This is a genomic window from Paracoccus sp. KR1-242 (assembly GCF_049446195.1).
Lineage (GTDB): Bacteria > Pseudomonadota > Alphaproteobacteria > Rhodobacterales > Rhodobacteraceae > Paracoccus > Paracoccus broussonetiae.
On the sequence record NZ_JBMSED010000019.1, the window covers coordinates 1 to 24,928 of the forward strand.

At 63.3% G+C, this 24,928-nt stretch carries 30 protein-coding genes and 1 tRNA gene; 15 read left to right on the top strand and 16 right to left on the bottom strand.

What is annotated here, in order from left to right; all coding sequences use genetic code 11:
• Window positions 1-199: 199 nt before the first annotated feature.
• The 5 genes from cobU (at window position 200) to ACO2Q4_RS22410 (ending at window position 5,062) form a co-directional block, all read left to right on the top strand.
• Entirely contained in the window at window positions 200-733 is a 534-nt protein-coding gene (gene cobU / locus ACO2Q4_RS22390) for a bifunctional adenosylcobinamide kinase/adenosylcobinamide-phosphate guanylyltransferase (protein ID WP_395133503.1), read from the top strand.
• Window positions 730-1,686: a nicotinate-nucleotide--dimethylbenzimidazole phosphoribosyltransferase gene (cobT, locus tag ACO2Q4_RS22395; protein WP_423322003.1), complete on the top strand. Its 957-nt coding sequence runs from the start codon at window positions 730-732 to the stop codon at window positions 1,684-1,686. Before cobU ends, cobT begins: the two co-directional genes overlap by 4 nt.
• Window positions 1,679-2,449 (top strand): adenosylcobinamide-GDP ribazoletransferase, encoded by a 771-nt coding sequence (cobS, locus tag ACO2Q4_RS22400; protein ID WP_423322004.1) that lies wholly within the window; start codon window positions 1,679-1,681, stop codon window positions 2,447-2,449. Before cobT ends, cobS begins: the two co-directional genes overlap by 8 nt.
• 118 nt (window positions 2,450-2,567) lie before the next feature.
• Window positions 2,568-3,197 carry a TRAP transporter small permease subunit gene (locus tag ACO2Q4_RS22405; RefSeq protein ID WP_311760484.1) on the top strand — a complete coding sequence of 210 codons (630 nt, stop codon included), beginning with the start codon at window positions 2,568-2,570 and terminating at the stop codon, window positions 3,195-3,197.
• Window positions 3,194-5,062: a TRAP transporter large permease gene (locus ACO2Q4_RS22410; RefSeq protein ID WP_311760483.1), complete on the top strand. Its 1,869-nt coding sequence runs from the start codon at window positions 3,194-3,196 to the stop codon at window positions 5,060-5,062. The genes ACO2Q4_RS22405 and ACO2Q4_RS22410 overlap by 4 nt, the downstream gene beginning before the upstream one ends.
• Window positions 5,063-5,158: 96 nt before the next feature.
• Here ACO2Q4_RS22410 and ACO2Q4_RS22415 read toward each other — a convergent pair whose 3' ends face one another.
• Complete coding sequence (locus tag ACO2Q4_RS22415) at window positions 5,159-6,283, bottom strand: TRAP transporter substrate-binding protein (RefSeq protein WP_311760482.1); 1,125 nt, start codon at window positions 6,281-6,283, stop codon at window positions 5,159-5,161.
• Between the two features lie 240 nt (window positions 6,284-6,523).
• On the opposite strand from ACO2Q4_RS22415, the gene nrdR reads away from it, so the two are divergent.
• Together nrdR and ribD are read left to right on the top strand one after the other, a co-directional pair.
• Window positions 6,524-6,988 (top strand): transcriptional regulator NrdR, encoded by a 465-nt coding sequence (gene nrdR, locus ACO2Q4_RS22420; protein WP_311760481.1) that lies wholly within the window; start codon window positions 6,524-6,526, stop codon window positions 6,986-6,988.
• A gap of 14 nt (window positions 6,989-7,002) precedes the next feature.
• Entirely contained in the window at window positions 7,003-7,980 is a 978-nt protein-coding gene (gene ribD, locus ACO2Q4_RS22425; protein WP_423322046.1) for a bifunctional diaminohydroxyphosphoribosylaminopyrimidine deaminase/5-amino-6-(5-phosphoribosylamino)uracil reductase RibD, read from the top strand.
• On the opposite strand, the gene ACO2Q4_RS22430 is transcribed toward ribD, so the two are convergent.
• The 3 genes from ACO2Q4_RS22430 to ACO2Q4_RS22440 all read right to left on the bottom strand — a co-directional run bounded on the left by ACO2Q4_RS22430 (window position 7,977) and on the right by ACO2Q4_RS22440 (window position 12,512).
• Window positions 7,977-9,971, bottom strand: coding sequence for a capsular polysaccharide biosynthesis protein (locus tag ACO2Q4_RS22430; protein WP_423322005.1), 1,995 nt, complete (start codon window positions 9,969-9,971; stop codon window positions 7,977-7,979). The genes ribD and ACO2Q4_RS22430 overlap by 4 nt on opposite strands.
• A gap of 4 nt (window positions 9,972-9,975) precedes the next feature.
• On the bottom strand, window positions 9,976-11,043 hold the full coding sequence (locus ACO2Q4_RS22435) for a polysaccharide biosynthesis/export family protein (protein WP_311760479.1): 1,068 nt from the start codon (window positions 11,041-11,043) through the stop codon (window positions 9,976-9,978).
• A gap of 209 nt (window positions 11,044-11,252) precedes the next feature.
• Window positions 11,253-12,512, bottom strand: coding sequence for a capsule biosynthesis protein (locus tag ACO2Q4_RS22440; RefSeq protein WP_311760519.1), 1,260 nt, complete (start codon window positions 12,510-12,512; stop codon window positions 11,253-11,255).
• Window positions 12,513-12,816: 304 nt separating this feature from the next.
• Between ACO2Q4_RS22440 and ACO2Q4_RS22445 the strand changes: the two genes are divergently transcribed.
• The 7 genes from ACO2Q4_RS22445 to ACO2Q4_RS22475 all read left to right on the top strand — a co-directional run bounded on the left by ACO2Q4_RS22445 (window position 12,817) and on the right by ACO2Q4_RS22475 (window position 18,439).
• Window positions 12,817-13,410 (top strand): riboflavin synthase, encoded by a 594-nt coding sequence (locus ACO2Q4_RS22445; protein WP_311760518.1) that lies wholly within the window; start codon window positions 12,817-12,819, stop codon window positions 13,408-13,410.
• Window positions 13,410-13,976 (top strand): hypothetical protein, encoded by a 567-nt coding sequence (locus ACO2Q4_RS22450; protein ID WP_311760478.1) that lies wholly within the window; start codon window positions 13,410-13,412, stop codon window positions 13,974-13,976. The genes ACO2Q4_RS22445 and ACO2Q4_RS22450 overlap by 1 nt, the downstream gene beginning before the upstream one ends.
• Window positions 13,966-15,084, top strand: coding sequence for a 3,4-dihydroxy-2-butanone-4-phosphate synthase (ribB, locus tag ACO2Q4_RS22455; RefSeq protein WP_311760477.1), 1,119 nt, complete (start codon window positions 13,966-13,968; stop codon window positions 15,082-15,084). Before ACO2Q4_RS22450 ends, ribB begins: the two co-directional genes overlap by 11 nt.
• 3 nt (window positions 15,085-15,087) lie before the next feature.
• The gene (locus ACO2Q4_RS22460; RefSeq protein ID WP_395133491.1) at window positions 15,088-15,645 is read left to right on the top strand and encodes a 6,7-dimethyl-8-ribityllumazine synthase; all 558 of its coding nucleotides are present in this window, start codon (window positions 15,088-15,090) and stop codon (window positions 15,643-15,645) included.
• Window positions 15,642-16,142 (top strand): transcription antitermination factor NusB, encoded by a 501-nt coding sequence (nusB, locus tag ACO2Q4_RS22465; protein WP_311760475.1) that lies wholly within the window; start codon window positions 15,642-15,644, stop codon window positions 16,140-16,142. Before ACO2Q4_RS22460 ends, nusB begins: the two co-directional genes overlap by 4 nt.
• Before the next feature lie 548 nt (window positions 16,143-16,690).
• Window positions 16,691-17,611 carry a DUF481 domain-containing protein gene (locus ACO2Q4_RS22470; protein ID WP_311760473.1) on the top strand — a complete coding sequence of 307 codons (921 nt, stop codon included), beginning with the start codon at window positions 16,691-16,693 and terminating at the stop codon, window positions 17,609-17,611.
• Between the two features lie 348 nt (window positions 17,612-17,959).
• Entirely contained in the window at window positions 17,960-18,439 is a 480-nt protein-coding gene (locus tag ACO2Q4_RS22475) for an MmcB family DNA repair protein (RefSeq protein ID WP_311760472.1), read from the top strand.
• Here the strand turns inward: ACO2Q4_RS22475 and ACO2Q4_RS22480 are convergent.
• On the bottom strand, window positions 18,420-18,650 hold the full coding sequence (locus ACO2Q4_RS22480) for a DUF6324 family protein (RefSeq protein WP_311760471.1): 231 nt from the start codon (window positions 18,648-18,650) through the stop codon (window positions 18,420-18,422). The two genes, ACO2Q4_RS22475 and ACO2Q4_RS22480, sit on opposite strands and share 20 nt — an antisense overlap.
• Window positions 18,651-18,763: 113 nt before the next feature.
• Between ACO2Q4_RS22480 and ACO2Q4_RS22485 the strand changes: the two genes are divergently transcribed.
• A tRNA-His gene (locus ACO2Q4_RS22485) sits at window positions 18,764-18,840 on the top strand.
• Between the two features lie 65 nt (window positions 18,841-18,905).
• On the opposite strand, the gene ACO2Q4_RS22490 is transcribed toward ACO2Q4_RS22485, so the two are convergent.
• The 11 genes from ACO2Q4_RS22490 to ACO2Q4_RS22540 form a co-directional block, all read right to left on the bottom strand.
• Entirely contained in the window at window positions 18,906-20,189 is a 1,284-nt protein-coding gene (locus ACO2Q4_RS22490; RefSeq protein WP_423322006.1) for a recombinase, read from the bottom strand.
• Window positions 20,190-20,402: 213 nt separating this feature from the next.
• Entirely contained in the window at window positions 20,403-21,098 is a 696-nt protein-coding gene (locus tag ACO2Q4_RS22495; RefSeq protein WP_423322007.1) for a hypothetical protein, read from the bottom strand.
• Window positions 21,095-21,376: a hypothetical protein gene (locus tag ACO2Q4_RS22500; RefSeq protein ID WP_423322008.1), complete on the bottom strand. Its 282-nt coding sequence runs from the start codon at window positions 21,374-21,376 to the stop codon at window positions 21,095-21,097. The genes ACO2Q4_RS22495 and ACO2Q4_RS22500 overlap by 4 nt, the downstream gene beginning before the upstream one ends.
• Complete coding sequence (locus ACO2Q4_RS22505) at window positions 21,373-21,927, bottom strand: dATP/dGTP pyrophosphohydrolase domain-containing protein (RefSeq protein ID WP_423322009.1); 555 nt, start codon at window positions 21,925-21,927, stop codon at window positions 21,373-21,375. The genes ACO2Q4_RS22500 and ACO2Q4_RS22505 overlap by 4 nt, the downstream gene beginning before the upstream one ends.
• Before the next feature lie 65 nt (window positions 21,928-21,992).
• Window positions 21,993-22,847 carry a DUF2303 family protein gene (locus ACO2Q4_RS22510; RefSeq protein WP_423322010.1) on the bottom strand — a complete coding sequence of 285 codons (855 nt, stop codon included), beginning with the start codon at window positions 22,845-22,847 and terminating at the stop codon, window positions 21,993-21,995.
• Window positions 22,848-22,874: 27 nt separating this feature from the next.
• Window positions 22,875-23,201: a hypothetical protein gene (locus tag ACO2Q4_RS22515; RefSeq protein ID WP_423322011.1), complete on the bottom strand. Its 327-nt coding sequence runs from the start codon at window positions 23,199-23,201 to the stop codon at window positions 22,875-22,877.
• Between the two features lie 3 nt (window positions 23,202-23,204).
• Window positions 23,205-23,405, bottom strand: a complete 201-nt coding sequence (locus tag ACO2Q4_RS22520) for a hypothetical protein (protein ID WP_423322012.1) — start codon at window positions 23,403-23,405, stop codon at window positions 23,205-23,207.
• A gap of 165 nt (window positions 23,406-23,570) precedes the next feature.
• Window positions 23,571-23,765, bottom strand: a complete 195-nt coding sequence (locus tag ACO2Q4_RS22525; protein ID WP_423322013.1) for a hypothetical protein — start codon at window positions 23,763-23,765, stop codon at window positions 23,571-23,573.
• Window positions 23,765-24,046 carry a hypothetical protein gene (locus ACO2Q4_RS22530; protein ID WP_423322014.1) on the bottom strand — a complete coding sequence of 94 codons (282 nt, stop codon included), beginning with the start codon at window positions 24,044-24,046 and terminating at the stop codon, window positions 23,765-23,767. Before ACO2Q4_RS22530 ends, ACO2Q4_RS22525 begins: the two co-directional genes overlap by 1 nt.
• A gap of 180 nt (window positions 24,047-24,226) precedes the next feature.
• Window positions 24,227-24,442, bottom strand: coding sequence for a hypothetical protein (locus ACO2Q4_RS22535; protein WP_423322015.1), 216 nt, complete (start codon window positions 24,440-24,442; stop codon window positions 24,227-24,229).
• Window positions 24,442-24,756, bottom strand: coding sequence for a hypothetical protein (locus ACO2Q4_RS22540; RefSeq protein ID WP_423322016.1), 315 nt, complete (start codon window positions 24,754-24,756; stop codon window positions 24,442-24,444). Before ACO2Q4_RS22540 ends, ACO2Q4_RS22535 begins: the two co-directional genes overlap by 1 nt.
• Window positions 24,757-24,928 lie beyond the last annotated feature (172 nt).

The following is a 24,928-nucleotide window of genomic DNA, read 5'->3' on the forward strand; positions in this document are numbered from 1 at the left end:
TGAACGGCAAAGGCGGGCGCGGTCAGACCGAGGGTCAGGGCCGTGGTCAGGAACAGGCGTTTCATTGAAACCTCTCTGAAGATGTTATTGTCGCCGCGGTCCTCCACCGCGGGCGAAAGTCAACGTTGGCGTGGAACCTGTCAGGCAGCAAGCGCGATTGCGGCTTTCCCGATGCTGCCGCATGTGAAACAACTCGGTCATGACAAGCATCCCACGCATCACGATGGTGACCGGCGGCGCGCGTTCCGGCAAGTCTCAACTCGCGGAATCAATGACATCGCGGGCTCCGGGTCCACGCGTCTATATCGCCACGGCCGAGGCATGGGATGACGAAATGACGCAGCGTATCGAAGCCCATCGCGCAAGGCGGGACGCGGGCTGGACCACGCTGGAAGCGCCGCTTGACCTTGTCGGCGCATTGCAGCGCAGCGATGACGGCCGGACGCCAAGACTGGTGGACTGCCTGACATTGTGGCTGTCGAACGTGATGGCGGCGGGCGATCCCGGCCCTCGCGTCGCGGCCCTTTGCGACGGCCTGCGCCGCCAACAGGGGCCGGTCGTTCTGGTCACGAACGAGCTTGGTTTGGGAATCGTGCCCGATAATGCGCTGGCGCGGCGATTTCGCGACGAACATGGCTGGATGAACCAATCCATAGCCGCTATCGCTGATGAGGTCTGGATGGCTGTCAGCGGCCTTCCCCTGCGCCTGAAACCGGAACGAGGAACGCCTTGAAGCAATTCGACGAATCGGCCGCAGCGGCCGCCCGCGCGCGTCAGGCCGAACTGACCAAACCCCCGGGATCGCTGGGCCGGCTTGAGGAACTGGCGATCTTCATGGCCGGTTGGCAAGGTCGGGAAAGACCCCGGATCGACCGGGCGCAAGCGCTGGTCTTTGCCGGGAACCACGGCGTGACGGCACAGGGGGTCAATCCCTATCCTGTTGAAGTCACCGCGCAGATGGTCCAGAATTTCCGCAAGGGCGGAGCCGCGATCAACCAGCTTTGCCGCGTCGCCGGGGCGGATCTGCAGGTCATCCCGCTGGATCTGGACCGCCCGACCGCGGATTTCACCCAAGGCATGGCGATGGATGTCGCAGAACTTGTCGGCGCAATCCAGACCGGCAAGGACGCCGTCGATCCCGATGCGGACGTGATCCTGCTGGGCGAGATGGGGATCGGGAACTCGACCGTCGCGGCGGCGCTAGCCGCAGCGACTTTCGGGGGAACGGCCACCGATTGGGTCGGTCCCGGCACCGGCGCGGATGGCGACACCTTTCGCCGCAAGATCGAGGCTGTCGATGCCGGGCTGAAACGGCACAAGGGCGCCGCAACCGCGGCCTCGATCCTTGGATCGTTCGGGGGCAGGGAGCAGGCGGCGATCTGCGGCGCAGTCATCCGCGCGCGCGAGCTTGGCATTCCCGTCATTCTTGACGGCTTCATCTGTTCGGCGGCGGCGGGCGTGCTGTTGGTCAACGACCGCGAAGCATTGGACCATTGCCTGATCGGCCATGAAAGCGCCGAGCCGGGCCATCGCCGTCTGGTGGCCGTGATGAAGAAGAAGCCGGTCGTCATGCTGGACATGTGCCTTGGCGAGGGCTCGGGCGCGGCAGTCGCGCTGATGATCCTGCGGGCTGCGCTGGAATGCCATGACGGCATGGCGACCTTTGCAGAAGCCGGCATTGGCTGACCGCCGGACCGAGGCGCTGACCGCACTGGTCTGGCTGACGCGGCTGCCCGTGATGCGGCTGCTGCCCGATCCGCTGCCTTCGCTGTCGGCCTGCGCCTGGGCCTTTCCGTTGGCCGGACTGGCCGTGGCGCTGCCCGCGGCCCTGCTTCTTCATGCCGCGCTGGGGCTGGGCATGTCACCCTTGATCGCTGCGATTCTTGCTGTCGCCCTGCTGATCCGGCTGACCGGCGCGCTGCACGAGGACGGGCTGGCGGACTATGCCGACGGATGCGGAGGCCCGACCAAAGAGCGGCGGCTTGAGATCATGCGTGATTCCCGCATCGGCAGTTATGGCGTCCTGGCGCTGGTGCTGATGTTGGGCCTGCGCGTCGCGGCGCTGGCGCAGCTGGGGCAGGCGGCTCCGCTGCTTGCGGCGGGTGCGCTGGTCGCAGCTGCGGTATTGTCGCGGGCCGGAATGGCGGTGGCGCTGGCCGCAATGGTGCCGGCACGTCCCGACGGCCTTGGCCGCAGCGCAGGCAGAGTGACTGCCCGTGGCGCGACGTGTGCCGTGGCGCTTGCGCTTGCCTTGCTGATCTGCTGCGCGTGGCTCGCAGGAATGACACCGACCGCGATCCTTCTGGCCCCGCTGGTCTGCGCCGCGGCACAGGCCCTGTTGGCGCGCCACGCGCGGCGCCTGCTTGGCGGGCAGACTGGCGATGTTCTGGGCGCAATCCAGCAGATGGGCGAAGGCGCAACGCTTCTCGCGCTGGTTGTGGCTGCCTGACGGCGCGGTTCTTGACCGGCTTTTGCCCTTCATTCAAAACATTCTCACAGGGAAGACCGGCACGACCGGCAAGCCGCTTCTGGAGGGAGGCGGCCCATAATAACGGGGAGGTTTCTGCATGGGTGCCCTTCTGGGCCTTTCGCGCGGCATTGACCGCGTCAACACCATGATCGGCCGGGCGGTGACCTGGTTCATCCTGGTTGCGGTGCTGGTCAGTGCCGGCAACGCCATTATCCGCAAGGTATTCAATACCTCGTCCAACGCCTGGCTTGAGCTGCAATGGTACCTGTATGGCGTCGCCTTTCTGGGGGCAGCCGCCTATACGCTGAAGGAAAACGAACATATCCGCATCGACATCATCTATGGCATGTGGGCGCGGCGCAGGCAGCACTGGATCGACCTGATCGGGCATGTGCTGTTCCTGATGCCCTTCGTCACGCTGATGATCTATTTCCTGTGGCCATGGGTCATGCGCAGCTATCGCAGCGGCGAGGTCTCGACCAATTCGGGCGGGCTGATCCTGTGGCCGGCCAAGGCGTTGCTTCTGGCAGGATTCATCCTGCTGTTCTTTCAGGGCATTTCCGAGATCATCAAGAAAGTCGCGGTGATGCGTGGCGTCATTCCCGACCCGACGCCCTTCGTGTCCCAGCATGCCGCCGCCGCCCTTGAGGGCGAGGCGATGGCGCGAGACATGGAAACGGCGCTGAATGACGACGCGGCCCCCGCGCGCGAGGAGACCCGCAAATGATGGAATTCATCGCGCTGAACATGGCACCGATCATGTTCGCGGCGCTCGTCCTGTTCCTGCTTTTCGGCTATCCGGTCGCCTTCGCACTGGCAGCGAACGGGCTGTTCTTCTTCGTCATCGGAGTCGAGCTTGCGCCGCTGTCCGGCGGGACCATCAACCTCAGCTGGCCGCTTTTGAACGCGATGCCAGAGCGGTTATGGGGGGTGATGTCGAACGAGACGTTACTTGCCGTGCCCTTCTTCACCTTCATGGGCATCGTGCTTGAAAAATCGGGCATGGCCGAGGATCTGCTGGACACCGTCGGCCAGCTTTTCGGCCCGATCCGTGGTGGGCTTGCCTATGCCGTCATCATCGTCGGTGCACTTCTGGCGGCGACGACCGGTGTGGTCGCGGCCTCGGTCATCGCGATGGGCCTGATCTCGTTGCCGATCATGCTGCGCTATGGTTACGACCGGCGCGTAGCATCGGGAACCATCGCGGCATCCGGGACATTGGCGCAGATCATCCCGCCCTCGCTGGTGCTGATCGTGCTGGCCGACCAGCTGGGCCGTTCGGTCGGCGACATCTACAAGGGCGCTCTTTTCCCCGGTCTGGTGCTGACCGGGCTTTACATGATCTATATCTTCGTGATGTCGATCATCCGCCCGAACAGCGTCCCGGCCCTGCCGAAGGAAGCGCGGACGCTGGGATCTGGCGTCACGTCGCTGTTCGTCGCGCTGGCCGCGACGGTGGCCCTGGCCTATCTTGCATTCAAGTGGATGCATCCGACCCACGGCAAGGACGCAGATATTCTGGCCCCCGCCTTGGCGATCATCGTGATCTATGTCATCGCGCTGCTCGACAAAGGGCTGAAGATCAACGTCATGTCGCGGCTGGCGCAGCAGGTCATCATCGTGCTGATTCCGCCGCTGGCACTGATCTTCCTGGTGCTGGGGACAATCTTCCTGGGCATCGCCACCCCGACCGAGGGTGGGGCGATGGGTGCCGTGGGCGCGCTTCTGCTGGCGGCCATCAAGGGACGGCTGAACTATGACGTGGTCCGCCAGGCGCTTTTGGCCACCACGCGGCTGTCGGCCTTCGTGATGTTCATCCTGATCGGGGCGCGGGTCTTTTCGCTGACCTTCTACGGGGTGAACGGCCATGTCTGGGTCGAACACCTGCTGACCTCGCTGCCGGGGGGCGAATACGGCTTCCTGATCGCGGTGTCGCTGCTGGTCTTCGTGCTGGCCTTCTTTCTCGACTTCTTCGAGCTGGCCTTCATCATCGTCCCGCTTCTGGCCCCCGCGGCCGAGGCTATGGGCATCGACCTGATCTGGTTCGGCGTGTTGCTGGGCGTGAACATGCAGACCAGCTTCATGCACCCGCCTTTTGGCTTCTCGCTGTTCTTCCTGCGCTCGGTCGCCCCGAAAGAGGCGTATATCGACAAGGTCACCGGCAAGCGGATGGAGCCGGTGACGACCGCCCAGATCTACTGGGGCGCGGTTCCCTATGTCTTCATCCAGCTTCTGATGGTTGGCATCGTGATGACCTTCCCGGGGTTGGTGATGCACTACAAGGGGCCTCCGATCGACACCAGCAACGTCAAGATCGAGATCCCCAGCGGTGGTGGACTGGGTGGCCTTGGCGGGCTGGGCGATCCCTTTGCCGCGCCGGGCGCGCCCGCCGGTGGGACTGGCGGCCTTGGCGGGTTGGGTGGCGTGCCGGACTTCGGCGCACCTGCGCCCGCACCGGCCCCTGCGACCCCCGTTACGCCGGATGCAACGGCACCGGCGGCACCACCAGCACCCGCCGCGGGCGGGTTGGACCCGCTGGCCGGACCGCCGCCCGGCCTGACGGCCCCGGCGACGCCGCCGGCTGGAAACTGAACAGGAAAGGCGGCCCAAGGGCCGCCTCTTCTCGCTGGGTAACGCGAAACGCCGCCGGAAGCGATTCCGGCGGCGTCGTGTAATCCTGACGATGGCTTACAGCATCTGGTTGCGCTGCTGGATCATCATGAAGGTGTCATAGGTGTATTCGGCGGTCTGGTTATACAGGTACCAGTTTGCGCGCGATTCCTTGATCGAATCCCAGATCTTCTTGAAGCCCGGATTCGAGGCGTCAAGCTCGGTATAGACCTCGTTCGCGGCCTTGAAGCAGGCGTCCAAGATCTCCTGACTGAAGGGGCGAAGCTGCGCGCCGGAAGCGACCAGTTCCTTCAGTGCGATCGGGTTCAGGTGATCGTATTTCTGCAGCATGTTGGCGTCGGCGGCCTGGCAGGCTGTGTGCAGAAGCGACTTGTAATTGTCGGGCAGCGCTTCGTATTTCGCCTTGTTCATGAAGAAGTGGACGGTCGGACCGCCTTCCCACCAGCCCGGATAATAGTAATAGGGCGCCACCTTGAAGAAGCCCAGTTTCTGGTCGTCATAGGGACCGACCCATTCCGAGGCGTCGATCGTGCCCTTTTCCAGCGCCGGATAGATGTCGCCGCCTGCGATCTGCTGGGGCACCGCGCCAAGCCGTTCAAGCACTTTGCCTGCGAACCCGCCAACCCGGATCTTCAGGCCCTTCAGGTCCTCGACCGTCTTGATCTCGTTGCGGAACCAGCCGCCCATCTGGGCACCGGTATTTCCGCCCGGCAGGCCGAAGATGTTATAGCCAGCCAGGAATTCGTTATACAGGTCGATGCCGCCGCCGTGGTACTGCCAGGCGTTGTGCGCGCGGGCCGACATGGCGAAGGGAACGGCCGAGCCAAGCGCGAAGGTCGGATCCTTGCCCCAGCTGTAATAGCCAACGGTGTGGCAGGCCTCGACCGTGCCATCGGTCACCGCGTCCTGCGCCTGCAGGCCGGGCACGATCTCGCCCGCAGCGAAGACCTGCAACTGGAACTTGCCGCCGGTCGCCTCGGACAAGTACTTCGACAGAACTTCGGCACCGCCGTAGATGGTATCCAGCGATTTCGGAAAGGCGGATGTCAGGCGCCACTTCACCTCGGGCATTTCCTGCGCGATGGCGGGGGCGGCAAGCGCCGCGCCGGCGGCTGCGGTCGCGCCCCCGACGGCAGCGCGAGTCAGAAAGCCGCGCCGGTCAAACGTGCTGTTATTGTTCATAAGTTTCCTCCGCGTTGGTCGGCTCCTCCTGGTTGCCGACGCGGGAATGTTGCACGGGGCGAAGCGCCCTGTCGAGATGGCAGGTCGCCTAAAATCATGCGCTTTCGCGTGTCGTGCCACCCGGGCCCATCTTGCCGCAAGGATCGGATATGGCTTATCTTGTGGTGCGAACTGCGGGCTACCCAAGACATTTGGGCTTGCCTATACTCGCTGAGGTTCAGGTCACTCGGGGGACAAGGGATGCGCTGTCCGTTCTGCGGAAATGTGGACACCCAGGTAAAGGATTCACGTCCTGCAGAGGACAATGTCGCCATTCGCCGACGCCGGTTCTGCCCGGCCTGCGGCGGGCGGTTTACAACCTATGAGCGTGTGCAGCTGCGCGACTTGGTGGTCGTGAAGTCCAGCGGCCGGCGTGAGGATTTCGATCGCACCAAGCTGGAGCGTTCGATTCGCATCGCCATGCAGAAACGCCCGATCGACCCCGAGCGGATCGACCAGATGATTTCCGGCATCGTCCGGCGGCTGGAAAGCATGGGCGATACCGACGTGCCCTCGAAGGTCATCGGCGAGATCGTGATGGAAACGCTGGCGCGGATCGACACCGTTTCCTATGTCCGTTTCGCCAGTGTCTACAAAAACTTCCAGGCGGCTGACGACTTTGACAAGTTCGTCTCAGAATTGCGGCCGGGCCTCGGGGAAGAGTGAACGACCTTCGGCACATGGATCACGCGCTTGGCCTTGCCCGGCGCGGTCTGGGCAATACCTGGCCCAATCCAGCGGTCGGCTGCGTGATCGTGAAAGACGGTCGCGTGATCGGTCGTGGCTGGACCCAGCCGGGTGGCAGGCCTCATGCCGAGGTTCATGCGCTGATCCAGGCGGGCGCGGCCGCATATGGGGCGACCGCCTATGTCACGCTGGAGCCCTGCGCGCATCACGGCCGCACGCCACCTTGTGCGGCCGCGCTGGTCCGCGCCGGGATCAGCCGCGTCGTGACCGCGATCACCGATCCCGATCCCCGCGTCTCGGGTCGGGGCATAGACTTGCTGCGTGAAGCCGGGATCGAGGTGGTCGAGGGCGTTCGCGCGCATGAGGCGCGCGAGCTGCAGCGCGGCTTCCTGACGCGCATGACCGCCGGGCGCCCGATGCTGACCCTGAAGCTTGCCAGCAGCTTCGACGGCCGGATCGCCACCGCCTCGGGCGACAGCCAATGGATCACGGGCGAGGCCGCGCGCCGCCATGTCCATGCCCTGAGAATGAGCCATGACGCCGTGATGGTGGGCGGCGGCACCGCCCGCGCCGACCGCCCGGCCCTGAACGTTCGGGGCATGGGTTGCCTGCGCCAGCCGGTGCGGATCGTCGTCTCTGCCGGGGAACTGCCCGAGCTGCCACCCGAGGACCCGGATCACGGCCCACTGTGGCAGATCACGGGCGAGCCGGGCGTCATCATGGCGCAGCTTGGTTCTCGCGGGATAACCCGCGTCTTTTGTGAAGGCGGCGGCATTCTTGCCGCCAGTCTTCTGCGCGCCGGTCTGGTCGATCAGCTTGTCGGCTATACGGCGGGCGTCGTTCTGGGCGGTGATGCGCGGCCAGGCTTCGGTTCCTTGGAACTGGCGCGGCTGGCAGATGCCGCGCGGTTTCGCCTGGTCGAGACCCGGCGGATTGGTCCCGACGTCATGCATCGCTGGCTGCGCGACTAACGCCGCCAGATCCACGCCTGACTGGCAAGAAGCCCCTGCGCCTTGGCCATCAACCGCAATCCGGGACCCGCGCCGGACACCTGCGAAGGATCGGCCAGTCGCTGCATCGCGATTTCGGGCGGGCAGGGCAAGTTGCTGACCGGGTCGTGATAGCGGGGATAGGCGATCAGCGCCGCGTGGACCAGCTGTGCAAGATCCGCCCCGGTCTGGCGACGGTCGGGGACCGGACCGAGATCGCGCGTCAGCCCCCAACCCGCATAGAAGGGCGCGCCCAGTGTCGTGACCGGCAGGCCCCGCATCAGCGCCTCGAACCCCAGGGTCGAGGTGATGGTCCAGACCTCGTCCACCACAGCCATCAGATCCGCCGCGCTGCTGTCGCGCGCCACGACATCGGCCAGCCGCGCAAGGTCGTCCTCGGCGATCAGGCCGGGACGAAGGCCGGCCTCGACATCGGGATGGGGTTTGTAGATCACAACCGCATCCGGGTTCTCGGCCCGGACACGAGCAAGCAGATCAAGGTTGCGCCGCTCGCTCCCCGCTCCAAGCCGGATCGAGGCGTCATCCTCGACCTGGCCCGGCACAAGGATGCGGTGCCCCGGGGGCAAGGGCGGAAGCTGCCCGGACAGGTTGTATTTCGTTACTCCCGCCACGACCACACTGCGCGCCAGATCCATCGCCCGATCCTCACCCCCGGGTGGCAAGGGTTGGGCCATGATCCGCTCGATCCGGCTTTCACGCGTCGGGTCGTAATAGATGCCAAGATCGTCGGCGACCAAGGACAGCGGCGGCACCAGCGCCGCGCCCAGCCCGCGTGACCGGATGAAGCCATCCTCGACCCGGATGGCCTGCGGGACGGCATCGGCCCGCCCGGCCCAGGCAAGCGTGACCTCGGCTTTGGGCTGCGAGGTATATCGGACGCCCTTGCCGCTGCCGAAGAAGCGGCTGATGGAGGGACGCTTCCACAGCCTCATGCCATAGGCGAGGTGGCCAGCGTGATCCTGACGCCAGGCGCGGGCCTCGGCCTCGATCTGGCGCAGGGCACCTTCGAAATCGGTCAGCCGGTCGGTGCACGGGTCATACCAGACAGGGGCAAGCAGGTGGCTGGCGGCAAACAGCCGCTCTCGCGACGCGGGGCCGCGGCGTGGAAAGCCGTGCTCATCCGCAGTCAGTCCCCATCCGGCATAGAAGGGTTGGCCGAAAATCCGGGGACGATGCCCGGCCAGCAGCGCCTCATATCCCAGTTGCGACGACATGGCATAGACCGCCGTTGCCCCGTCCAGCAATGTCCAGGGAGAGATTGGCGTGTCGCAAATCTCGTCCCCCGGCCTCAGGTCGGCGGCGTCGAAATGACCGGGTCTAAGCCCCGATGCGGTTTCCGGATGGCTGCGGATCACCACCCGCTGGCCCGGATGTTCGTCACGGGCCGCGGTCAGCATCTGCAGGAACTCTGCCCGCCCAACCCCAAGCAACGAGGCATCGCCGCGCGTCTGGTCGATCACCAGCACATAGCCGGGACCGGGGGGCGCGACGTCGCGCAAATGCGCGTTGTATTTCGAGATGTCGGCTGCAATCAGCCGTGAAATCACCTGCGCGGCCTTTTCGTCATGTTGCGAGGTCGCAGGGTCAAGGATCAGGCTTTCGATCAGCGAGGGTTGGTCCGGGCGGAAATGCAGGCCAAGCGGATCAAGGATCAACCCGATCGGGCCGCGCCGCGCGACGGCACCTTTTGCGCGTCCGGGCAGGACCGATCGCAGGAACGCATCTTCGACCCGCAGAAGGGGGGCGTCGCGGCGTCGTGCCATCGCCTCACCCCGCCAGGCGGTGGGGCTGGCGCCCCATACCCCCACGGCGTCCCCTGCGCCGGGCAGGCCCAGCGTCGGCGTCCATCCGGCCAGCGTCAGGATCCGGCGGATACGAGGGCGGGTGAAGAACCCGCCGCTGTAAACGAAAAGCCGCCGGAATTCTCCGGCGGCCTTGTTCGTTTCGGGCATGAACTCAGAACCCTTGTTCGGTCGTGCGGATCTGGTTGACCGGGGCAAGGATGACGTTGAGCGTTTTGGTCCACTGAACCATCGGCGCTTCGGTCACATAGACCGTATCGCTGTCGCGGATGACGAAGTCGCGGGCAAGGAACATGCCGTCGGGCTTGGTCAGGTCCAGGACATAGGCCATGCGCTGGGTGCCGTAGATGTCGTTGCGGCCCAGAACGGCGCGCGCCACCGATTGCGGCTCTTCACGCATGACGAAGACGCCCTTGGGATCGGCAAGCGAGGTCTGAAGGCCGCCGACCATGGCCACTGCTTCGATCGCGTTGACCTGCTCGTTGCCCAGCGGAACCTTGGTCTGGCCGCCAAGCGCACCCAATGCGGTGAAGCTGCGCTGATCCTCTTCGACAAGGATGATGTCGCCGGGGCGCAGGGCAATGTCATTGCGCGAATTGGAATACAGGTCGCGCAGCCAGACCTTGCCGCTGTTTCCGCCCCGCTTCACGGTGATCACCGCGATCTCGGGCTCGATCGACACCCCGCCCGCGCGGGACAGCATCGAGGACAGTTTGCGGGTCGGACGCTCGATCGGGTAGACACCCTGCGCGTGGACCTTGCCCAGGACCGAAACGGTCGCGCCATCGCCCGCGACCCGCGTCACCATGACCTGCGGGTCGGGTGTCTGGGTCGACAGCTTCTCGGTGATGAGGCGGCGCAGCTCGTCCGGGCTGTTGCCCGCGGCCATGATCTTGCCCGCATAGGGCACGAAGATATAGCCTTGGCTGTCCACCTGAAGCTGCTGCAACTGGGTCGAGCTGGCGCCCATCGAGGTCAGCAGACCGTCATCGACGTTTTCCCAGATCGACAGACCCAGAACGTCGCCGGGACGAACCTCATCGGCACCGACCTGACCCGCCGACTGGAAATCCGATCCGAAACCATAGGCGGGCGAATAGTTCGCAGCGCGGTTCACGCGGTCATCGACATTGACCACATGGGTGCTGCCGCCCTTTTCGACCGAGCCGCTATAGATCTGACCACGCGTCGGACCCGAGCGCGGAAGGCCGCATGCGGTCACCAGGATAACGGCACCCAGAATGGCAAATTGACCCAGACGGCTGGTCCACCGCCGGCGTGCCGGCTGCGCCTTTTCAGCGCGCAAGCACGAAGAACTCAATGCGGTCAAACTGTTACTCCTGTCTCTCTCGTCCGATCACGGGCTTCGCCCTGTTGATTTTGCTGTAAACTAGAACACTGTTATGAACATTTCCACAATTTCGCGGCAGTTCATTCCGGATTATGTTCCATCTGTTGCCGATACTTGCCGCGCCCGGCAATCAGGGCCTCGTAGGGGTCTTCGAAGGCCAGCATCATGTCGACCACGATGCGCAGGGCATGGGCACGTGAACGCTCGGCGTAATAGCCCCCGGGAACCTGGCTGCTTTCCAGCAGGAAGTCGCGATAGCGGCGATAGGCCATTGCATTCGGCGGCGCGGGATCGTGCAGGAATTCGGACAGGCTCTGGTCGGAAACGATGCCGGGCTTGTCATAAACGGCGCGTCCCATCGCCTTGACCGGAAGCCCGCGCCACAACGCCTGTTGCGCCGAGGTCGAATTCACCGTCACCACCGCCCGCGCCTGGTTCAACAGTTGGGCCAGCTTGCCGCCACGGACGTAATGCACGCGGGTGGCGATCTTCAGTTCCTGCGCCTTGTCAAGGATCGCGCGCCGGATGCCGCCGCGCCCATCCTCAAGCGGATGGGCCTTGAACACGACATGATGGTGGCGCGGGGCCGAACGCGAGAATTCCTCAAGCACTTCATTGGTGAATTCCGCCATGGTGGCGTAATGGGAATGCGCAACGAAGTTTGAATCGTGCTCAAGCTGCATCGGCACAAGGACATAGGGAAAGCCACCCTGCCGGATCGCCGCGGCCTCGCGCCATTGCGCGAACATATCGACCGGCGTCAGCAGCAGTCGGCGCAGGTTCAGGCGGAATTCCTTGAACACGCCGATCTGGCGGTGCGTCCGGTATCCCTTGTACCTGGCGTTCGCGATCAGGACGAAGAAGTGATAGAGCGCGCCATAGAACTTGTGCTGGCGCATATCGCCCCAGCGCGCGGGCGGACGGCTGAGTTCACCGACTCGGCCGCGCAGCGCATTGCGCATCTCGCGCACCGGAATGCTCATCAGTGGCGAGTGGCCATTCGATCCGCCGCGTTCATAGGTGATCCAGAAGGGGCGAAGATAGCCTTCCTCGAACACATGCAGGACCAGGCCGAAGCGCTGGCTTGCTTCGCGCGCGGCGGCGTGGATCGGGCGCACATCGCCATAAAGGACGATATCCGTCACCCGCTTTTCGTGGATGATACGCTCCAGATGTGCAGGCCACTGCTCTGGCGTGCCGGTGTGACGGATGAAATGTTCGCCGTCGGTCCAGAAGAACTCGTCCCCTGCATTGAAGCCCGCGCGCCAAACGGTGGCTCCGGCCTGACGCAACTGGCGCGCAAGCCGATCGAAGAACGGGCCATGTGGCCCCTGCAGCATCAGGAAGACGCGATGTCCCGGCGGCCGGACGGCAAGTGCGGCCGGCAGCGCGGGTTCAGGGGCTCGGGTCAACAAGGTCACATCATCTTCCCGGCTCGGGGCAAATGAGTCGCAGTATAAATCATTCGGCGTCGCAGTTGGTGAACTGGGCCCGTAGAATACCGGCCTTTTCGAAGTGAATGCACGAATATTGCAGGGCTGTCACTGTCTTTCAGGCACTTGCCGGACACATGAGCATAGCTTCGCTTGAAGATTGCGCGGCAAGGCTCTAGGTCTCGGCGGAGTACCGCGAATGGGGGCAGATATGTTCACCGGGATCATTACCGACATCGGAACCGTCAGCAATGTCGAGATGCGCGGGGACATGCGCGCGCGGATTGCCTGCAGCTATGACATGGCCGGCGTGGACCTGGGCGCCTCGATCGCCTGCGACGGGGTCTGCCTGACGGTCGTGGACAAGGGTGCGGACTGGTTCGACGTCGACATTTCCGCGGAGACCATCTCGAAGACCAATATCGGCGCGAATGGCTGGGCCAGCGGCAAGCGACTGAACCTCGAACGCGCGCTGCGCGTGGGCGACGAACTGGGCGGTCATATCGTTTCGGGGCATGTCGACGGAGTGGCCCTGATCGAAGGGATGCATGACGAAGGCGACAGCACCCGCATCACCTTTCGCGCGCCCGACGCGCTGGCGCGCTTCATCGCGCCCAAAGGATCGGTCGCGCTGAATGGCACCTCGCTGACCGTGAACGAGGTTGAGGGCAATACCTTCGGGATCAATGTCATTCCCCATACCCAGGCCGTCACCACATGGGGCACGGTCAGGACGGGCGACGCGGTCAACCTGGAAATCGACACGCTGGCCCGCTATGTCGCGCGTCTGGCCGAGGCGGGCTGATGGCGGGGATCGGGCATAACGGTGGACCGGGCGCGGGCAGCAGCTATCGCGCCCATTGCTGGAACGTCGCGCGGCGTGACCTTCTGGGCGCGCGCCTGCCGGTCGAGATCGTCCGCTTGCAGGTTCGCCGCGCAAAGGAACTTGGTCTTGACTACAAGACCTATGCCGGGGTCCGCGCGACTACGGGCCGCGATCTTGTCGCCTTCCTTTATTCGTCAAACGCGCTTGGCGTCTTTCGCCGCGGGCAGCCGATCCCGTCGACTGAGGCCACGCGCATTGCGCGCATCGCCGCGTCACCACATCTGGGATGCGCGCCAGGCCTTGCGCCCGACGTGCTGGCGCGCCAGATCGGGGCGGTGTCGGGTCGCCCGCTTGCCCCCTTTGGCAGCAGTTGGTCAGAGATGCGGGACGAGATGAAAGCCTGGCTCAGGTCGCAGGGCCTGCCGGGCGATGCTGTGCTGATGATCGGTGAAACCGCGCATGAGCGAGAGATGATGACGGCGGGCGGGCTTGCGGGATTCGTAACCGGCCAGGCCTTCTTTGCAGGAGTTGCGGATGCAGTATGAGAAACCCGGACCCGTTGAGCGCGACTGGTCCGATGCAATCTCCCGGACCGAGGAGATCATCAACGAGGCCCGCAACGGCCGCATGTTCATTCTGGTCGACCACGAAGACCGCGAGAATGAAGGCGATCTGGTCATTCCCGCCCAGATGGCGACGCCCGAGGCGATCAACTTCATGGCGACCCACGGCCGCGGGCTGATCTGCCTGTCGATGCCCGGCGCGCGGATCGACGCCTTGGGCCTGCCGCTGATGAGCCCCAAGAACTCCAGCCGGCACGAGACCGCCTTCACCATGTCGATCGAGGCGCGCGAAGGTGTGACCACCGGCATCTCGGCCCATGACCGGGCGCATACGATCGCCGTGGCCATCGATCCGACCAAGGGCGCGCCCGACATCGCGACCCCCGGCCACATTTTCCCGCTGCGCGCACGCGACGGAGGCGTTCTGGTCCGCGCCGGCCATACCGAGGCTGCGGTCGACGTGGCCCGCTTGGCCGGGCTGAATCCTGCGGGCGTGATCTGCGAGATCATGAACGAAGACGGCACCATGGCCCGCCTGCCGGACCTGGTGGCCTTTGCCCAGCATCACGGGTTGAAGATCGGCACCATCAGCGACCTGATCGCCTATCGCCGTCGCCACGACAACCTGATCGCCGAACGGGCACAGCGCCCGGTGCACTCGATCCACGGCGGCGACTGGATGATGCGCATCTTTGCCGACGAGACCTCGGGAGCCGAACATGTCGTGCTGACCAAGGGTGATCTGACCACCTCGGAACCCGTGCTGGTGCGAATGCACGCGCTGGACGCGCTGCACGACGTGCTGGGGGTCGGGCGCGAGGATGCGGGCGAGCTTTCCAGCGCGATGCGCCTGATCGGGCAAGAGGGCAGGGGCGTCGTCGTCCTGTTCCGCGATCTTGAACGCAAGTTGCCTGTACAGGGCGAGGTTTCGCCCCATGTGCTGAGGCAATACGGGCTTGGCGCGCAGATCCTGTCCTCGCTGGGCCTGTCCGAACTGGTTCTTTTGACCAATTCGGCCCCGGTCAAGGTTGTCGGGCTTGACGCCTACGGTCTTTCGATCCATTCCACGCGTCCGATTCCAAAAGAGTAAGCCATGGCCGCCAGCATCGAACATTACCAGCTGCCGCTGCCCAGGATCGAGGGCAGCGTCCGGCTGCTGATCGTGGTCGCGCCCTATTACCGCCAGATCGCCGACGGTCTGATCGCAGGAGCAAAGGCCATCGCGGCCCAGGCCGGCGCCACCGTCGACCTGGTCGAGGTGCCCGGCGCGCTGGAAGTTCCGACTGCTATCGGCCTGGCCGCCTCGCGTGGGCTTTACGACGGTTATGTCGCCTTGGGTTGCGTCATCCGGGGCGAGACCACGCATTACGACACCGTCTGCAATGACAGCTCGCGCGGCATCACGCTGCTTGGGCTTGACGGTCATTGCATCGGGAACGGCATCCTGACTGTCGAGAATTACGACCAAGCCGCCGTCCGCGCAGATCCCGAAGGGCAGAACAAGGGTGGTGGCGCTGCCGCCGCCGCGCTGCACCTGATCGCGCTGAAGCGCAATTGGGAAGCGCGCAGCCCCGCCGACACGGCTGCGGCGGACAAGCAGCGTGACATCATCCGCCTTGCGGGCGAACTGGAAGGACCTCGGGGCGCATGAGCGGACAAGGTGGAAACCGGCGCAGCCCGGAAGAGCGCGCCGCGCGTCAGGCTAAGACCTCGGCCGCGCGTGTCTATGCGGTTCAGGCGCTGTTCCAGATGGAGGCCTCGGGCCAATCCGTCGACCGCGTGATCGCGGAATTCGGCCAGTGGCGCATCGGCCGGATGGACGAAGATGACGATGTCGTCTCGGCCGAAGCGGATGAGAACTTGTTCCGCCGCATCCTGGACGACGCCGTCAATTGGCAGTCGCGGATCGACCAGATGACCGATCGTGCGTTGGTCGCGAAATGGCCCATCGATCGCATCGATCCGGTCCTGCGCGCATTGTTCCGCGCCTCGGGCGCCGAACTGGTGCAGTCGGGCACCCCGCCTAAAGTGGTCATCACCGAATATGTCCGCATCGCGCAAGCCTTCTTCCCCGACGGGCGCGAGGCGAAATTCGTGAATGCGGTTCTGGACCACATGGCGCGCGAGGCCCGCCCCGAAGCCTTCTGAGACTGGATCAGGCGCCGGGGACGGCGCCGATCCCAGCGGCTTTGCCATAGCGGAGAATCTGACACACCTCTGTGGCGCGTGGGCATCAATGCCACGTCCCACACGGCCAGATGGCAGTCTGCGTCATCACGACAGGTACTTTCCTGACGGTTTTTCCGGCCAAACCTGTGGATATCTTGCAACAACGCCCGCTATGTGATTGGGCGTTCTTGTTTGCCTTCATTTTAGGCAATCAAAAAATCGCGCGCAGGTTGCCGAAGGCGGATCACGTTCTTCCGCGAGGCCATATTCCTTTTGAGAACTGAAATAGAACGAAAAACGAACCTGCATTTCCCAATGCCGATTTGGTTTCATCACGAATTTGAATGATCCATTTCCCGCCGACGCAAAATTGGCGCAGAGACTTCACGTTTATGCGAGGCGACGTGAATTTCGGCCATGTCTTTATGGGTGGGAATAGGGCGTCTAATTCTCGTTCAGCAGAGATGCTTGCGATTGCCCTGACCGGCATCGCGGACACGGAAACGGTTCAGAAAAGGACTGAGAACATGAAAGCTCTTGCCTGCCTCGCCGGTGCAACCGCAATGGCCGCCGCACTTGCGTCGCCCGCCCTTGCCCAGCAGGAAATCGCGGCCGGCGCGAATGCGACCGGGATCTCCAACGTCAACGAGCAAATGAAGGATGTCGAAGACGCAGTTCAGGACGATTTCGACCGTTCCTCGGATCCGTCTCGTTTCGGCAATCCTGATCGCGTACAGGGCCTTTTTGGCTCGGTCGCGCTCAGCTATATCGGTCGCACCGGAAATAGTGAAAACCAGGATTTCACCCTGTCCGGTCGCCTTTCCTATAACCAGGCGCCTTTCTCGCAATCGATCGGTATTCTGCTGGAATATGGCGAAGATAATAACGGCGATACCGATACCGAAAAGACCTATGTGATTTATGAGGGTCTTTACGATATCAATGATCGTTTCTATGGCTTTGCGCTGGGTCGGCTTTCGACCGACGCGCTGGCCGACGATCCGATCAGCCTTGACGATGGCGATACCTTTGCTGATCTGGATGGCCGTCTGGAACGTGACGCCTATTTCGGTATCGGACCCGGCTATCGCATCATCATGACTGACACGATGGCATGGCGCGTCCAGGCCGCGGTCGGTATCCGCTATACCAAGACAGTGAACGTGATCGACCCGGTCGCCGAAGTGCTTGAGACGGACTCGGAAACCGGCGTCGGCTACCTGCTGTCCTCTCGCTTCTACTATCGGGTCAACGAGAACTTCTTCCTGACCAACGACACCGATTATCTGACATCCGACAGCAACGATACCGCGACCAACGAACTTGGGCTGAACTTCAAGATGACGGACTCGTTCGCGACGCGCATCTCGTACAAGACAGAGTACGTTTCGGACCGGGCGATCCGCACGGACAACACTCTGGGTGTGTCGCTGGTCTACGGCTTCTAGGAAATCCCAACCTCTCTCTCGTCGAAACAGGGGGCGGCCCGCAAGGGCCGTCCCTTTTCCGTTCAGATCGGACGAAAAGGGAAGGGTGGCGGGAACCGCAGCGACCGTGGCAGCACAGGTTTCCCCGAAAGCCTGGATGTCCAGGTGGGAGCCGGGTAACGGGACCAGGGCCCCGCCAGAGCCAGCCCCCTCGGTGAAATTATAGGCCAGTGGAAAAAAAGGCCGCACACGAGAAGAGCAGAAGCCCGCCAGTCACGATAGATAGTCCTGCCCGTGTGCCGCTGCAAGGGCAGGCAGAGATACCGCCGAAGCTTGCCAGATGTTCTCTTTTGGTTCATGGTCACGCGCATGACCGAGATATCACCTGCAGATGATCCGACGCTGCTGCCAGCCATGCCCGGCCAGCGTCTTGCCCGCGGTGTCACGCGGATGCTGAGCGCGCTTGGCCATGCCGCACTGCCGGAATTCGTGCCAGTGGGGGGCTTGCGCGTCGATGTCATCTCGATCTCGCCCAAGGGGGAAATCTGGGTCGTCGAGTGCAAAAGCTGCCGGGCCGATTTCATCGCCGACCGCAAGTGGCAAGGTTATCTGGAATTCTGCGACCGGTTCTTCTGGGCAATCGACGCGGATTTCCCGCAGGACCTGCTGCCAGAGGGTTGCGGTCTGATCATGGCGGACAGTTGGGGTGCAGAACTGATCCGCATGGGCCCCGAAACCCGGTTGGCGGGCGCTAGGCGCACCCGCCTGCTGCGAGAGATTGCCCGCGTTTCAACCGGGCGCCTGATGGCCGTGACCGATCCGATGGGGGTCAGCGGCGCGGTTTCTTAGGGGACTTTCCACCCTTGCCCGAATCCGTCCGCATCTCACGCGCGGCCTCGGCCGCGGCGAGAAGTTCCTCGGCAATTTCCTCGGCTTCTTCGGGATCGAAGTCCAGGGGCAGGTCGACGCCCTCACCCTCGACATAGATGCGCACCATGCCGCGGTCGGTCGGTCCGATCTGCAGATTCGCCGCAATTTCGCTTTCGCTGTTGATGCTCATGTCCGGCCCTTCCGGTTTGTCATTCCCATTTCGAACATTGATTACATTGGGTGTCGAAATCCGACAAGATAGGGTTGCATCCCCCATGATCTGGCGTTAGATACCGCGCCAGTGCCGCCTTAGCTCAGTTGGTTAGAGCACCAGATTGTGGATCTGGGGGTCTCCCGTTCGAACCGGGAAGGCGGTACCATCTTTTCAATGAGTTAGACGAGTGTTCGGCAACCGGTTGCGTCAGGTTGCATCACAGTTGTTGCGTCAGCCTTTTCTGCGCAGGTCGATGACCTGGGCGATGCTGTCGTTCTGCTCTCGGATGTAGCGGTTCGTGGTCTCAAGAGAGGCGTGATTTGCCGCGTGCTGCAGCAGGATCGGTGTCGCACCTGCGCGCTTTGCGTCGTTGATCGCACCTGCGCGAGTATCCATCATCCAAACATCGGACGGGACCTCCGCTGCCGTACGATATGCACGGAACTTGTCGCTCCATGCAAACCGATCGAACGGGATCCCGTTTCGATCAACGATGATCGGACCAACGCGCTTTTCCACGGGCGTGGCGAGAAGCCGGGATCGGATTTCGGGTACCTGACAAAGATCAAAAACTAGCGTGTCCGGTGCCGAATCCTCCGTCTTTGACGGCGTCTTCGTAAGGGTTTTCACTTCTCGATCCACCATGGACCAGGTCAGGCCATCGGCCCATCTGAACCATCCTCGGACAATTCCGCCTTCTTCCTTCGCCTTTGCGGCTTCGTCGGCGGTCATCCGAAGGAACTGTCCCCGAACGTCCACCGCGCGCAGGGTGAGCCACCATTGCATAAGCAATCCGAGGGCGAAGGCATTGTCGCCTGCCTCGTCCGCCTTGAGGATGATGGCAGCAATCTGGTCCGTTGTGGGCGATATCTTTCGAGCCTTGGGGCTCTTCAGCCTGAGTTCGCCAAGGATGTCTTTGACGTCCTTCGCCCCGGGCGCCTTCAGCGCCACCCCATACCCGGCCACGATCCGAAGTATGGTGAACATGCGCTTGATGTAGGCGACGGAACGGCCGTTCTTCTGCATCGACCGTTGCCAAGTTTTCAGTTCGACCAGATTGGTCTCTATGATCTCGACATCGCTGATCGTTTCTTCCCACCTCTTGAGGGTGAAGAGATAGTCGTCCCGTGTGTTGGCCTTTAGATCCCGGAAAGGCGAGACATCATCCGAGCGGTATCGGGCCATGAGCCAGCCCCAAGTGCCGGGTGAGATCGGCGACACATCGCCTGCCTGTGACCAGCGGATCATCTCGATCGTATAGGTGCGCGCGAGCTGGGCACGCTCGGCGTCATTACCATCGCCGATACGGCCTGGCAGCCGCATGTTGCCGACCTTGTAGCCAGCCGTGCGGTATTTCCTAGGGGGTTGCCAGTAGACCAAGCCCTTTGCCTGACGTGTGCATGGGGCATACAGCGGGTCACTGCCGTCCCATAAGGCGGGACTAAAATGCATGGATTCTCGCTCCAGATTGAGTGCGGTTACGGGTTGACCGATCGATCGACCCAGACGCAGCATCCGGCACGCGCCGCCTTTGCTCAACCCAAGCAACGACGTCGGCTTTGATTCTCATTCCCGTGATCGGATCGGCAGGCGGGAAGCCGGCTACATCCAACTCGGCCCTATGCTTCCGCAGCCATTCAATCGAGCGCCCCAAACTTAACGCGACCCAGCGTTCGCTGGCGTAAAGGCTCACCGATTCAAACGTCGGATCGCTGCTGGTATTCGGCGTCACGCTGCCCTCCTGATCTCTTCCATGGCGTGTCCGCCCCATTGGTCGGCGCCAGCGTCCGCGATCTCGTCGAAAGTGCGGCTGCGTATCTTCCAGCGGTCAGGGCCAGGGCTGGCCCGGTGGACGGCGTTCCATGCCTTCCATTCGTCGCTGCCCCACTCTGGCTCCTCCAGCATGTCCGTCGGCAGCAGTTGGGGCAGGCCGCGCAGATAGAAGCCAGTGTTCTTATAGGCCGGTTCGCCGAACCAGAAGGGCTGGACCATCTGAGGCGCAGGCAGGTCGGCCGGCATGCGATCCCGCGCCAGGTCGTTCATTTCCGGATTCTCGATTGCCACGCGCTCGATCGGCGCGCGCCAGCAGGCAGTGAACAGCGCAACCCCGTCCTCGAACTCAGCCTTCATGCTGTCCCAGCTGCGGCCCTTGGGCAGCTGCTTCGGCGGTGTCCACTTGCCCGGTCCGGACATCCAGCGTCGGCCGGACCGGCAAAGCCGGGTGCAAGGCGGGTGCATGACCGCAAGCAGATCCCATCCGTCCTGCAGCAGGCCGCGCACGTCGCCGCGGATATGCCGGTTGCTGCCGTCCTCGGCCGCCAGCAAGTCGCAGGACCAGACATCATGGCCACGGGCGGCAAAGGCCCGACGCATCACGCCCGAGGTCTCGCAGGCGATCAGGATGCGGAGGGGGCGGTCAGTCATGCCTGTCCCTCCGTGCTGTGGTTCTGCTGGCTCTGATCAAACAGCGGCATTCCTGCGGCGATGGTCGCCAGCGCCTTCTTCGTCTTCGGGACGTAGCCGAATTTCACCAGGTAATTGCGCCGCGCGGCCTGCCATGCTTTCCGGGGCCAACTGGTTCCGTCCCAATCAGGAGGGCGGGCAGCGTCAACGATGCGCTTGCGCTTGGCCAACGGCAGGTCAGGCGGCAGATCGCGCGTGGCGATATGGATGATGCGGGCGGCCTCTTCGCGCCAGGTCATCGACCCTGCCCTCCCAGCGCAATGAGGGCGGCTTCTGAGCAGGCGATACGCTCGCTCTGCCATTCCTTGAAGTGTTCCTCGTCTTGGAACTCGTGGCCGTGTGGGTCCGGCTCGCCGCGCTGAGCGCTGTCTTCGCGGTCGTAGGCTTGCGCAAGCATCAACACCGCTGACCTGTCGGTCAGCAGTATTCCCGCCGCGTCTGCGACCGTCACTTCGCCGGCGGGCAGTTCACCGCGCTGATGCTCGCGGGCTTCCCCTTCCTTCGGTGCTGGCCACGCCCGGGCTTTGTTGACCGCCAGTTTCTCGCGGATGGCTTGGGTCAGCTGCTCGTCGCTGATACCGGCCCGACGCTGCATGTCCCACAGCAGCATCCAGCAATCGGCATGCTCGATGGGGTCGCACGGGGCCGCGACAACCTCCAGCGCTTCTTTCGAAAGGTGCTTGGCGGGACCGACTGCGGAGACGTCGCCGAATTGGGCCTGCGACCATGCGGCGTGCTCAGCGCGCAGCTGGGCGAGATCGGCAGCGGGTGGGGTGCTAACGGGGTTCATGGCTCTGGCTTTCGCGTGGTGACCTCTCTGGATGCCGGCGCGCGCGGCGCCGGACACCGGAAGGGTCAGGCGAAGCGGCCCATGTAGACCGGCAGGCGGGTCTCTTCGCTTGCCGAGGTCGCGATCTGGGCGAAATGGGCGCGGCGCTGATATTCGACGCGGTGCCACTGGAAGCCTAAGCCTACGGCGCCGCCGCCTTGGGCGCGCCAGCGGAACAGGCAAGTCAGTTCCTCGGCGTCTTCGCCGTTGTAGATCGGGATCGCCAGCGTGAACTTCTCGGGGATGATCACCCCATTCTGCACCTTGGTGTCGGTCTCGAAGACCAGCTTCCGGTCGCCGTTGTCCAAGCGGACGGACGATTTGTAGACCTGACCCACGGTCGCCTCGAAGTCGCGGCTGATCTCGATCATCGTCGCCGCTTCGGGAAAGCCGATGTCGACACTGTTCTCTTCCAGGAAGCGCGCGAACTCTTCCTGCGGAAGGAGCTTTCCCTCCACTGCGTCCCAGCGCGCGAACTCCTCGGAAGGCCGCAGCTTCAAGGTCACGGCATGGGCGTTGTGCCCGGCCTCGGGAACGGAATCGTCCTGATTGTGCGCGTGCCAGTCGATCCTGGCCGAGACGGTGAGCGCGTCGAAATCGGCGATGATGATCGAGCGGTCCGTGCTGTAGCGGTTTGCATAGGCGCAGAGCGAGGCCCGGTCGTCGACGGTCACCAGCTGCTTGACGCGCGAGGGTAGGCGGTTCGGATCGCTGATGTCGTACAACTGCATGCGCTCTGGCAGCAGGACATGCTCGCGGCCGTCGTTGCCCTTGATGACCGCTTCGGCAATGCGCGCCGCCTCGATGGCGGTGTCGAGCGCGCTGCGCGGTTCCGGGGCGATGACAAGCTCGCCAGCCTGGGGCGTGGGGGATTGTGCCATGGTATCTCCTTTGGGGTGAAGGGCGGATCAGAATTCGGACGAACGACGCGGCGCGAGCTGGTCCCCGAATTCCATCTGGTTGGGATCGCTCCGGGTCAGGCGACCGTCATCGGTGGCGAAATAGATGCCTGAGCCCATACTGCGGGTCGGCTTCTTGATCTGAATGTCCGGCTCGACCTCGATCTGGCCGGCCTTGTTCATCTTGAAGCTGGCCTTGAACGTCAGGCTGCCGCTGCCGCCGGTCTCCCGGATTGCCTCGATCAGTTCGGTCATCTTCTGGTCGCCGGTTTCCAGAAGCTCGCCGCGCCGGAAGCTCTGGATGAATTCGAGGAAGTTGAGTTCGTGTCGGGCCATGCCTCAGACCTCCTCATCCTGCTCGATCCGCGCGCGAACGAAGCAGTCCTTGGCCTCGATCAGCTTGCGCATGCCGGCGGTCTTTTCCGGGCCGCCAGCCAAATCAGCATCCAATTGCTGTGCGAGCTGGTCGATTGGCTGCACCACCGCTTGCAGATGCGGCGGCAAATGGTCGTGGCGGAGCCACTTCAATAGGCGGTTCATGATCTCTCCATTTTGGATAAGTTCCCGCCCGCAACCGCAGGCGTTGGAATGGAAAAAGGCTGGCCGCTGTCGGTGGTGGAGGGAGAAGCGGCAGCGGCCAGCCAGTCGGGGCGCAGGCTTACGGCACCCATCTCGGTGGCAGGACTTGTGTCCTGCGGAAATCAGTCAGCCCCGGTCTGGCACCACGTTCACCAGGTGCGCGGGACCGAACTCGCGGTGCAGGGCGTCGATGACAAGGTTCGTGACCCGCAGAGCAGTGGCGGTATCCAGCTCGGCAATCGCGACAGTTGCCACGGTCGAACCGGTGAATTTGTCTACGATCACGCCGCCCTTGGTTTCCTGGAAACGCGTGCCCGCCATCACAGGCCTCCGCCTTCCGCCTGCACCATGCAGGCTTCAACGGAACCGCAAGCGGGCGCGGCCATGGCCTGCGGGGCAAAGACCAGCCAGCCGATGAACAGGCCAATGGCGAGGAACGTGCCGGCGATGACACAAATCACCGATGCCACGCCGCTCATCCTGTCCTCGGGCCGCTTCACCTGGGACTGGAACGTCCTGATGTGGGGATAGTGGTCATCCATCCGTGCGAACTCCCATTCGGCGGGGTGCCGATGGGTTGAACGTAATTTGGCAATTGCCAACGGTCAAGCCGATTATTGGCAATTGCCAAATTTAACTTTGGCAAAACGATTCGCCCTTGCTAACCTGCCGACGGGTGGGCGGCACAGCACGCCTGCGTGCGCCGCGCCGTGACACATGAGCGCCCCATGAGCGTCGTGTTTTAGAGATGAAGATGTGTATTGAGAGGTAGGCGCTTATACCTAGGGCCAATCCCCCAGGAAATCTGCCCAGTCGATCAGCATTCTGGCCGCGCCGAAGTCGCCGTGCTTTTCCCGTTCGGCGGCGGCCATTCTGAGGTAATGGGAAAGCTCCGTGAGGGGGATCACCCCCTTCTGCACCGTTTGAAGCCGCAGCAAGCCGAGCACCACACGCGCGGCGATTTCGATCTGTTCTGGATCCTCGCCATCGTCGCTCATCACTCCGGCTTCTTGGCTTTTTCCAGGGCTTCGCTCGTGCGGGCGCGTAGTTCGGCCTTCTTGCATCTCAGCCAAAGCGTCACGAAATCGTTGCCATCTTCGACTTCGAACCAGGACGCCCCAATCCGCGCGATGGTGGCCAGCACATGGCGCGCGGCCCATACGGCAATGGCCGTCCCAAGAATGAACCAGAACAGAGAGGTGAAGGCCTTCGCCGGGCCGTCTCCGGAAAACGGATCATCGATGCGATGGAAGCTGGCAAATGCACCAAGCGTCATGCCGAACCCGGTGATGAATAAGATCGTCCTCAGCATGTCAGGCTTTCCGAGTAATTTTATGGAGCATTTTCAGCATGATGGAGGCTTCTATTGTCGACATCACACGGCGTAGTTGCTGCTTTGGTTGTAGGCGCGATGTTCTTCTTCGGGTTGATGGGTCGGCAAAAGCTTGCCTAGTGTTCTATTAACGTTCTTTTGAGTCGGAGGG

Excerpts from the sequence above, each read along its gene's own strand:
- ACO2Q4_RS22500 (WP_423322008.1), bottom strand. The coding sequence starts at position 21,376 with ATGACCTGGCGCGAAGAGGCCGCCCGCATCATCCATATCGCCACGCGC.
- ACO2Q4_RS22405 (WP_311760484.1), top strand. The coding sequence starts at position 2,568 with ATGGGTGCCCTTCTGGGCCTTTCGCGCGGCATTGACCGCGTCAACACC.
- ACO2Q4_RS22515 (WP_423322011.1), bottom strand. The coding sequence starts at position 23,201 with ATGGCCCGACACGAACTCAACTTCCTCGAATTCATCCAGAGCTTCCGG.
- ACO2Q4_RS22495 (WP_423322007.1), bottom strand. The coding sequence starts at position 21,098 with ATGACTGACCGCCCCCTCCGCATCCTGATCGCCTGCGAGACCTCGGGC.
- ACO2Q4_RS22410 (WP_311760483.1), top strand. The coding sequence starts at position 3,194 with ATGATGGAATTCATCGCGCTGAACATGGCACCGATCATGTTCGCGGCG.
- ACO2Q4_RS22460 (WP_395133491.1), top strand. The coding sequence starts at position 15,088 with ATGGCCGCCAGCATCGAACATTACCAGCTGCCGCTGCCCAGGATCGAG.
- ACO2Q4_RS22540 (WP_423322016.1), bottom strand. The coding sequence starts at position 24,756 with ATGCTGAGGACGATCTTATTCATCACCGGGTTCGGCATGACGCTTGGT.
- ACO2Q4_RS22525 (WP_423322013.1), bottom strand. The coding sequence starts at position 23,765 with ATGGCGGGCACGCGTTTCCAGGAAACCAAGGGCGGCGTGATCGTAGAC.
- ACO2Q4_RS22415 (WP_311760482.1), bottom strand. The coding sequence starts at position 6,283 with ATGAACAATAACAGCACGTTTGACCGGCGCGGCTTTCTGACTCGCGCT.
- nusB (WP_311760475.1), top strand. The coding sequence starts at position 15,642 with ATGAGCGGACAAGGTGGAAACCGGCGCAGCCCGGAAGAGCGCGCCGCG.
- cobU (WP_395133503.1), top strand. The coding sequence starts at position 200 with ATGACAAGCATCCCACGCATCACGATGGTGACCGGCGGCGCGCGTTCC.
- ACO2Q4_RS22445 (WP_311760518.1), top strand. The coding sequence starts at position 12,817 with ATGTTCACCGGGATCATTACCGACATCGGAACCGTCAGCAATGTCGAG.
- ACO2Q4_RS22450 (WP_311760478.1), top strand. The coding sequence starts at position 13,410 with ATGGCGGGGATCGGGCATAACGGTGGACCGGGCGCGGGCAGCAGCTAT.
- nrdR (WP_311760481.1), top strand. The coding sequence starts at position 6,524 with ATGCGCTGTCCGTTCTGCGGAAATGTGGACACCCAGGTAAAGGATTCA.
- ACO2Q4_RS22430 (WP_423322005.1), bottom strand. The coding sequence starts at position 9,971 with ATGCCCGAAACGAACAAGGCCGCCGGAGAATTCCGGCGGCTTTTCGTT.
- ACO2Q4_RS22470 (WP_311760473.1), top strand. The coding sequence starts at position 16,691 with ATGAAAGCTCTTGCCTGCCTCGCCGGTGCAACCGCAATGGCCGCCGCA.
- ACO2Q4_RS22535 (WP_423322015.1), bottom strand. The coding sequence starts at position 24,442 with ATGAGCGACGATGGCGAGGATCCAGAACAGATCGAAATCGCCGCGCGT.
- ACO2Q4_RS22505 (WP_423322009.1), bottom strand. The coding sequence starts at position 21,927 with ATGAACCCCGTTAGCACCCCACCCGCTGCCGATCTCGCCCAGCTGCGC.
- ACO2Q4_RS22510 (WP_423322010.1), bottom strand. The coding sequence starts at position 22,847 with ATGGCACAATCCCCCACGCCCCAGGCTGGCGAGCTTGTCATCGCCCCG.
- ACO2Q4_RS22475 (WP_311760472.1), top strand. The coding sequence starts at position 17,960 with ATGACCGAGATATCACCTGCAGATGATCCGACGCTGCTGCCAGCCATG.
- ribB (WP_311760477.1), top strand. The coding sequence starts at position 13,966 with ATGCAGTATGAGAAACCCGGACCCGTTGAGCGCGACTGGTCCGATGCA.
- ACO2Q4_RS22520 (WP_423322012.1), bottom strand. The coding sequence starts at position 23,405 with ATGAACCGCCTATTGAAGTGGCTCCGCCACGACCATTTGCCGCCGCAT.
- ACO2Q4_RS22480 (WP_311760471.1), bottom strand. The coding sequence starts at position 18,650 with ATGAGCATCAACAGCGAAAGCGAAATTGCGGCGAATCTGCAGATCGGA.
- ACO2Q4_RS22490 (WP_423322006.1), bottom strand. The coding sequence starts at position 20,189 with ATGCTGCGTCTGGGTCGATCGATCGGTCAACCCGTAACCGCACTCAAT.
- ACO2Q4_RS22440 (WP_311760519.1), bottom strand. The coding sequence starts at position 12,512 with ATGCTGCAGGGGCCACATGGCCCGTTCTTCGATCGGCTTGCGCGCCAG.
- ribD (WP_423322046.1), top strand. The coding sequence starts at position 7,003 with ATGGATCACGCGCTTGGCCTTGCCCGGCGCGGTCTGGGCAATACCTGG.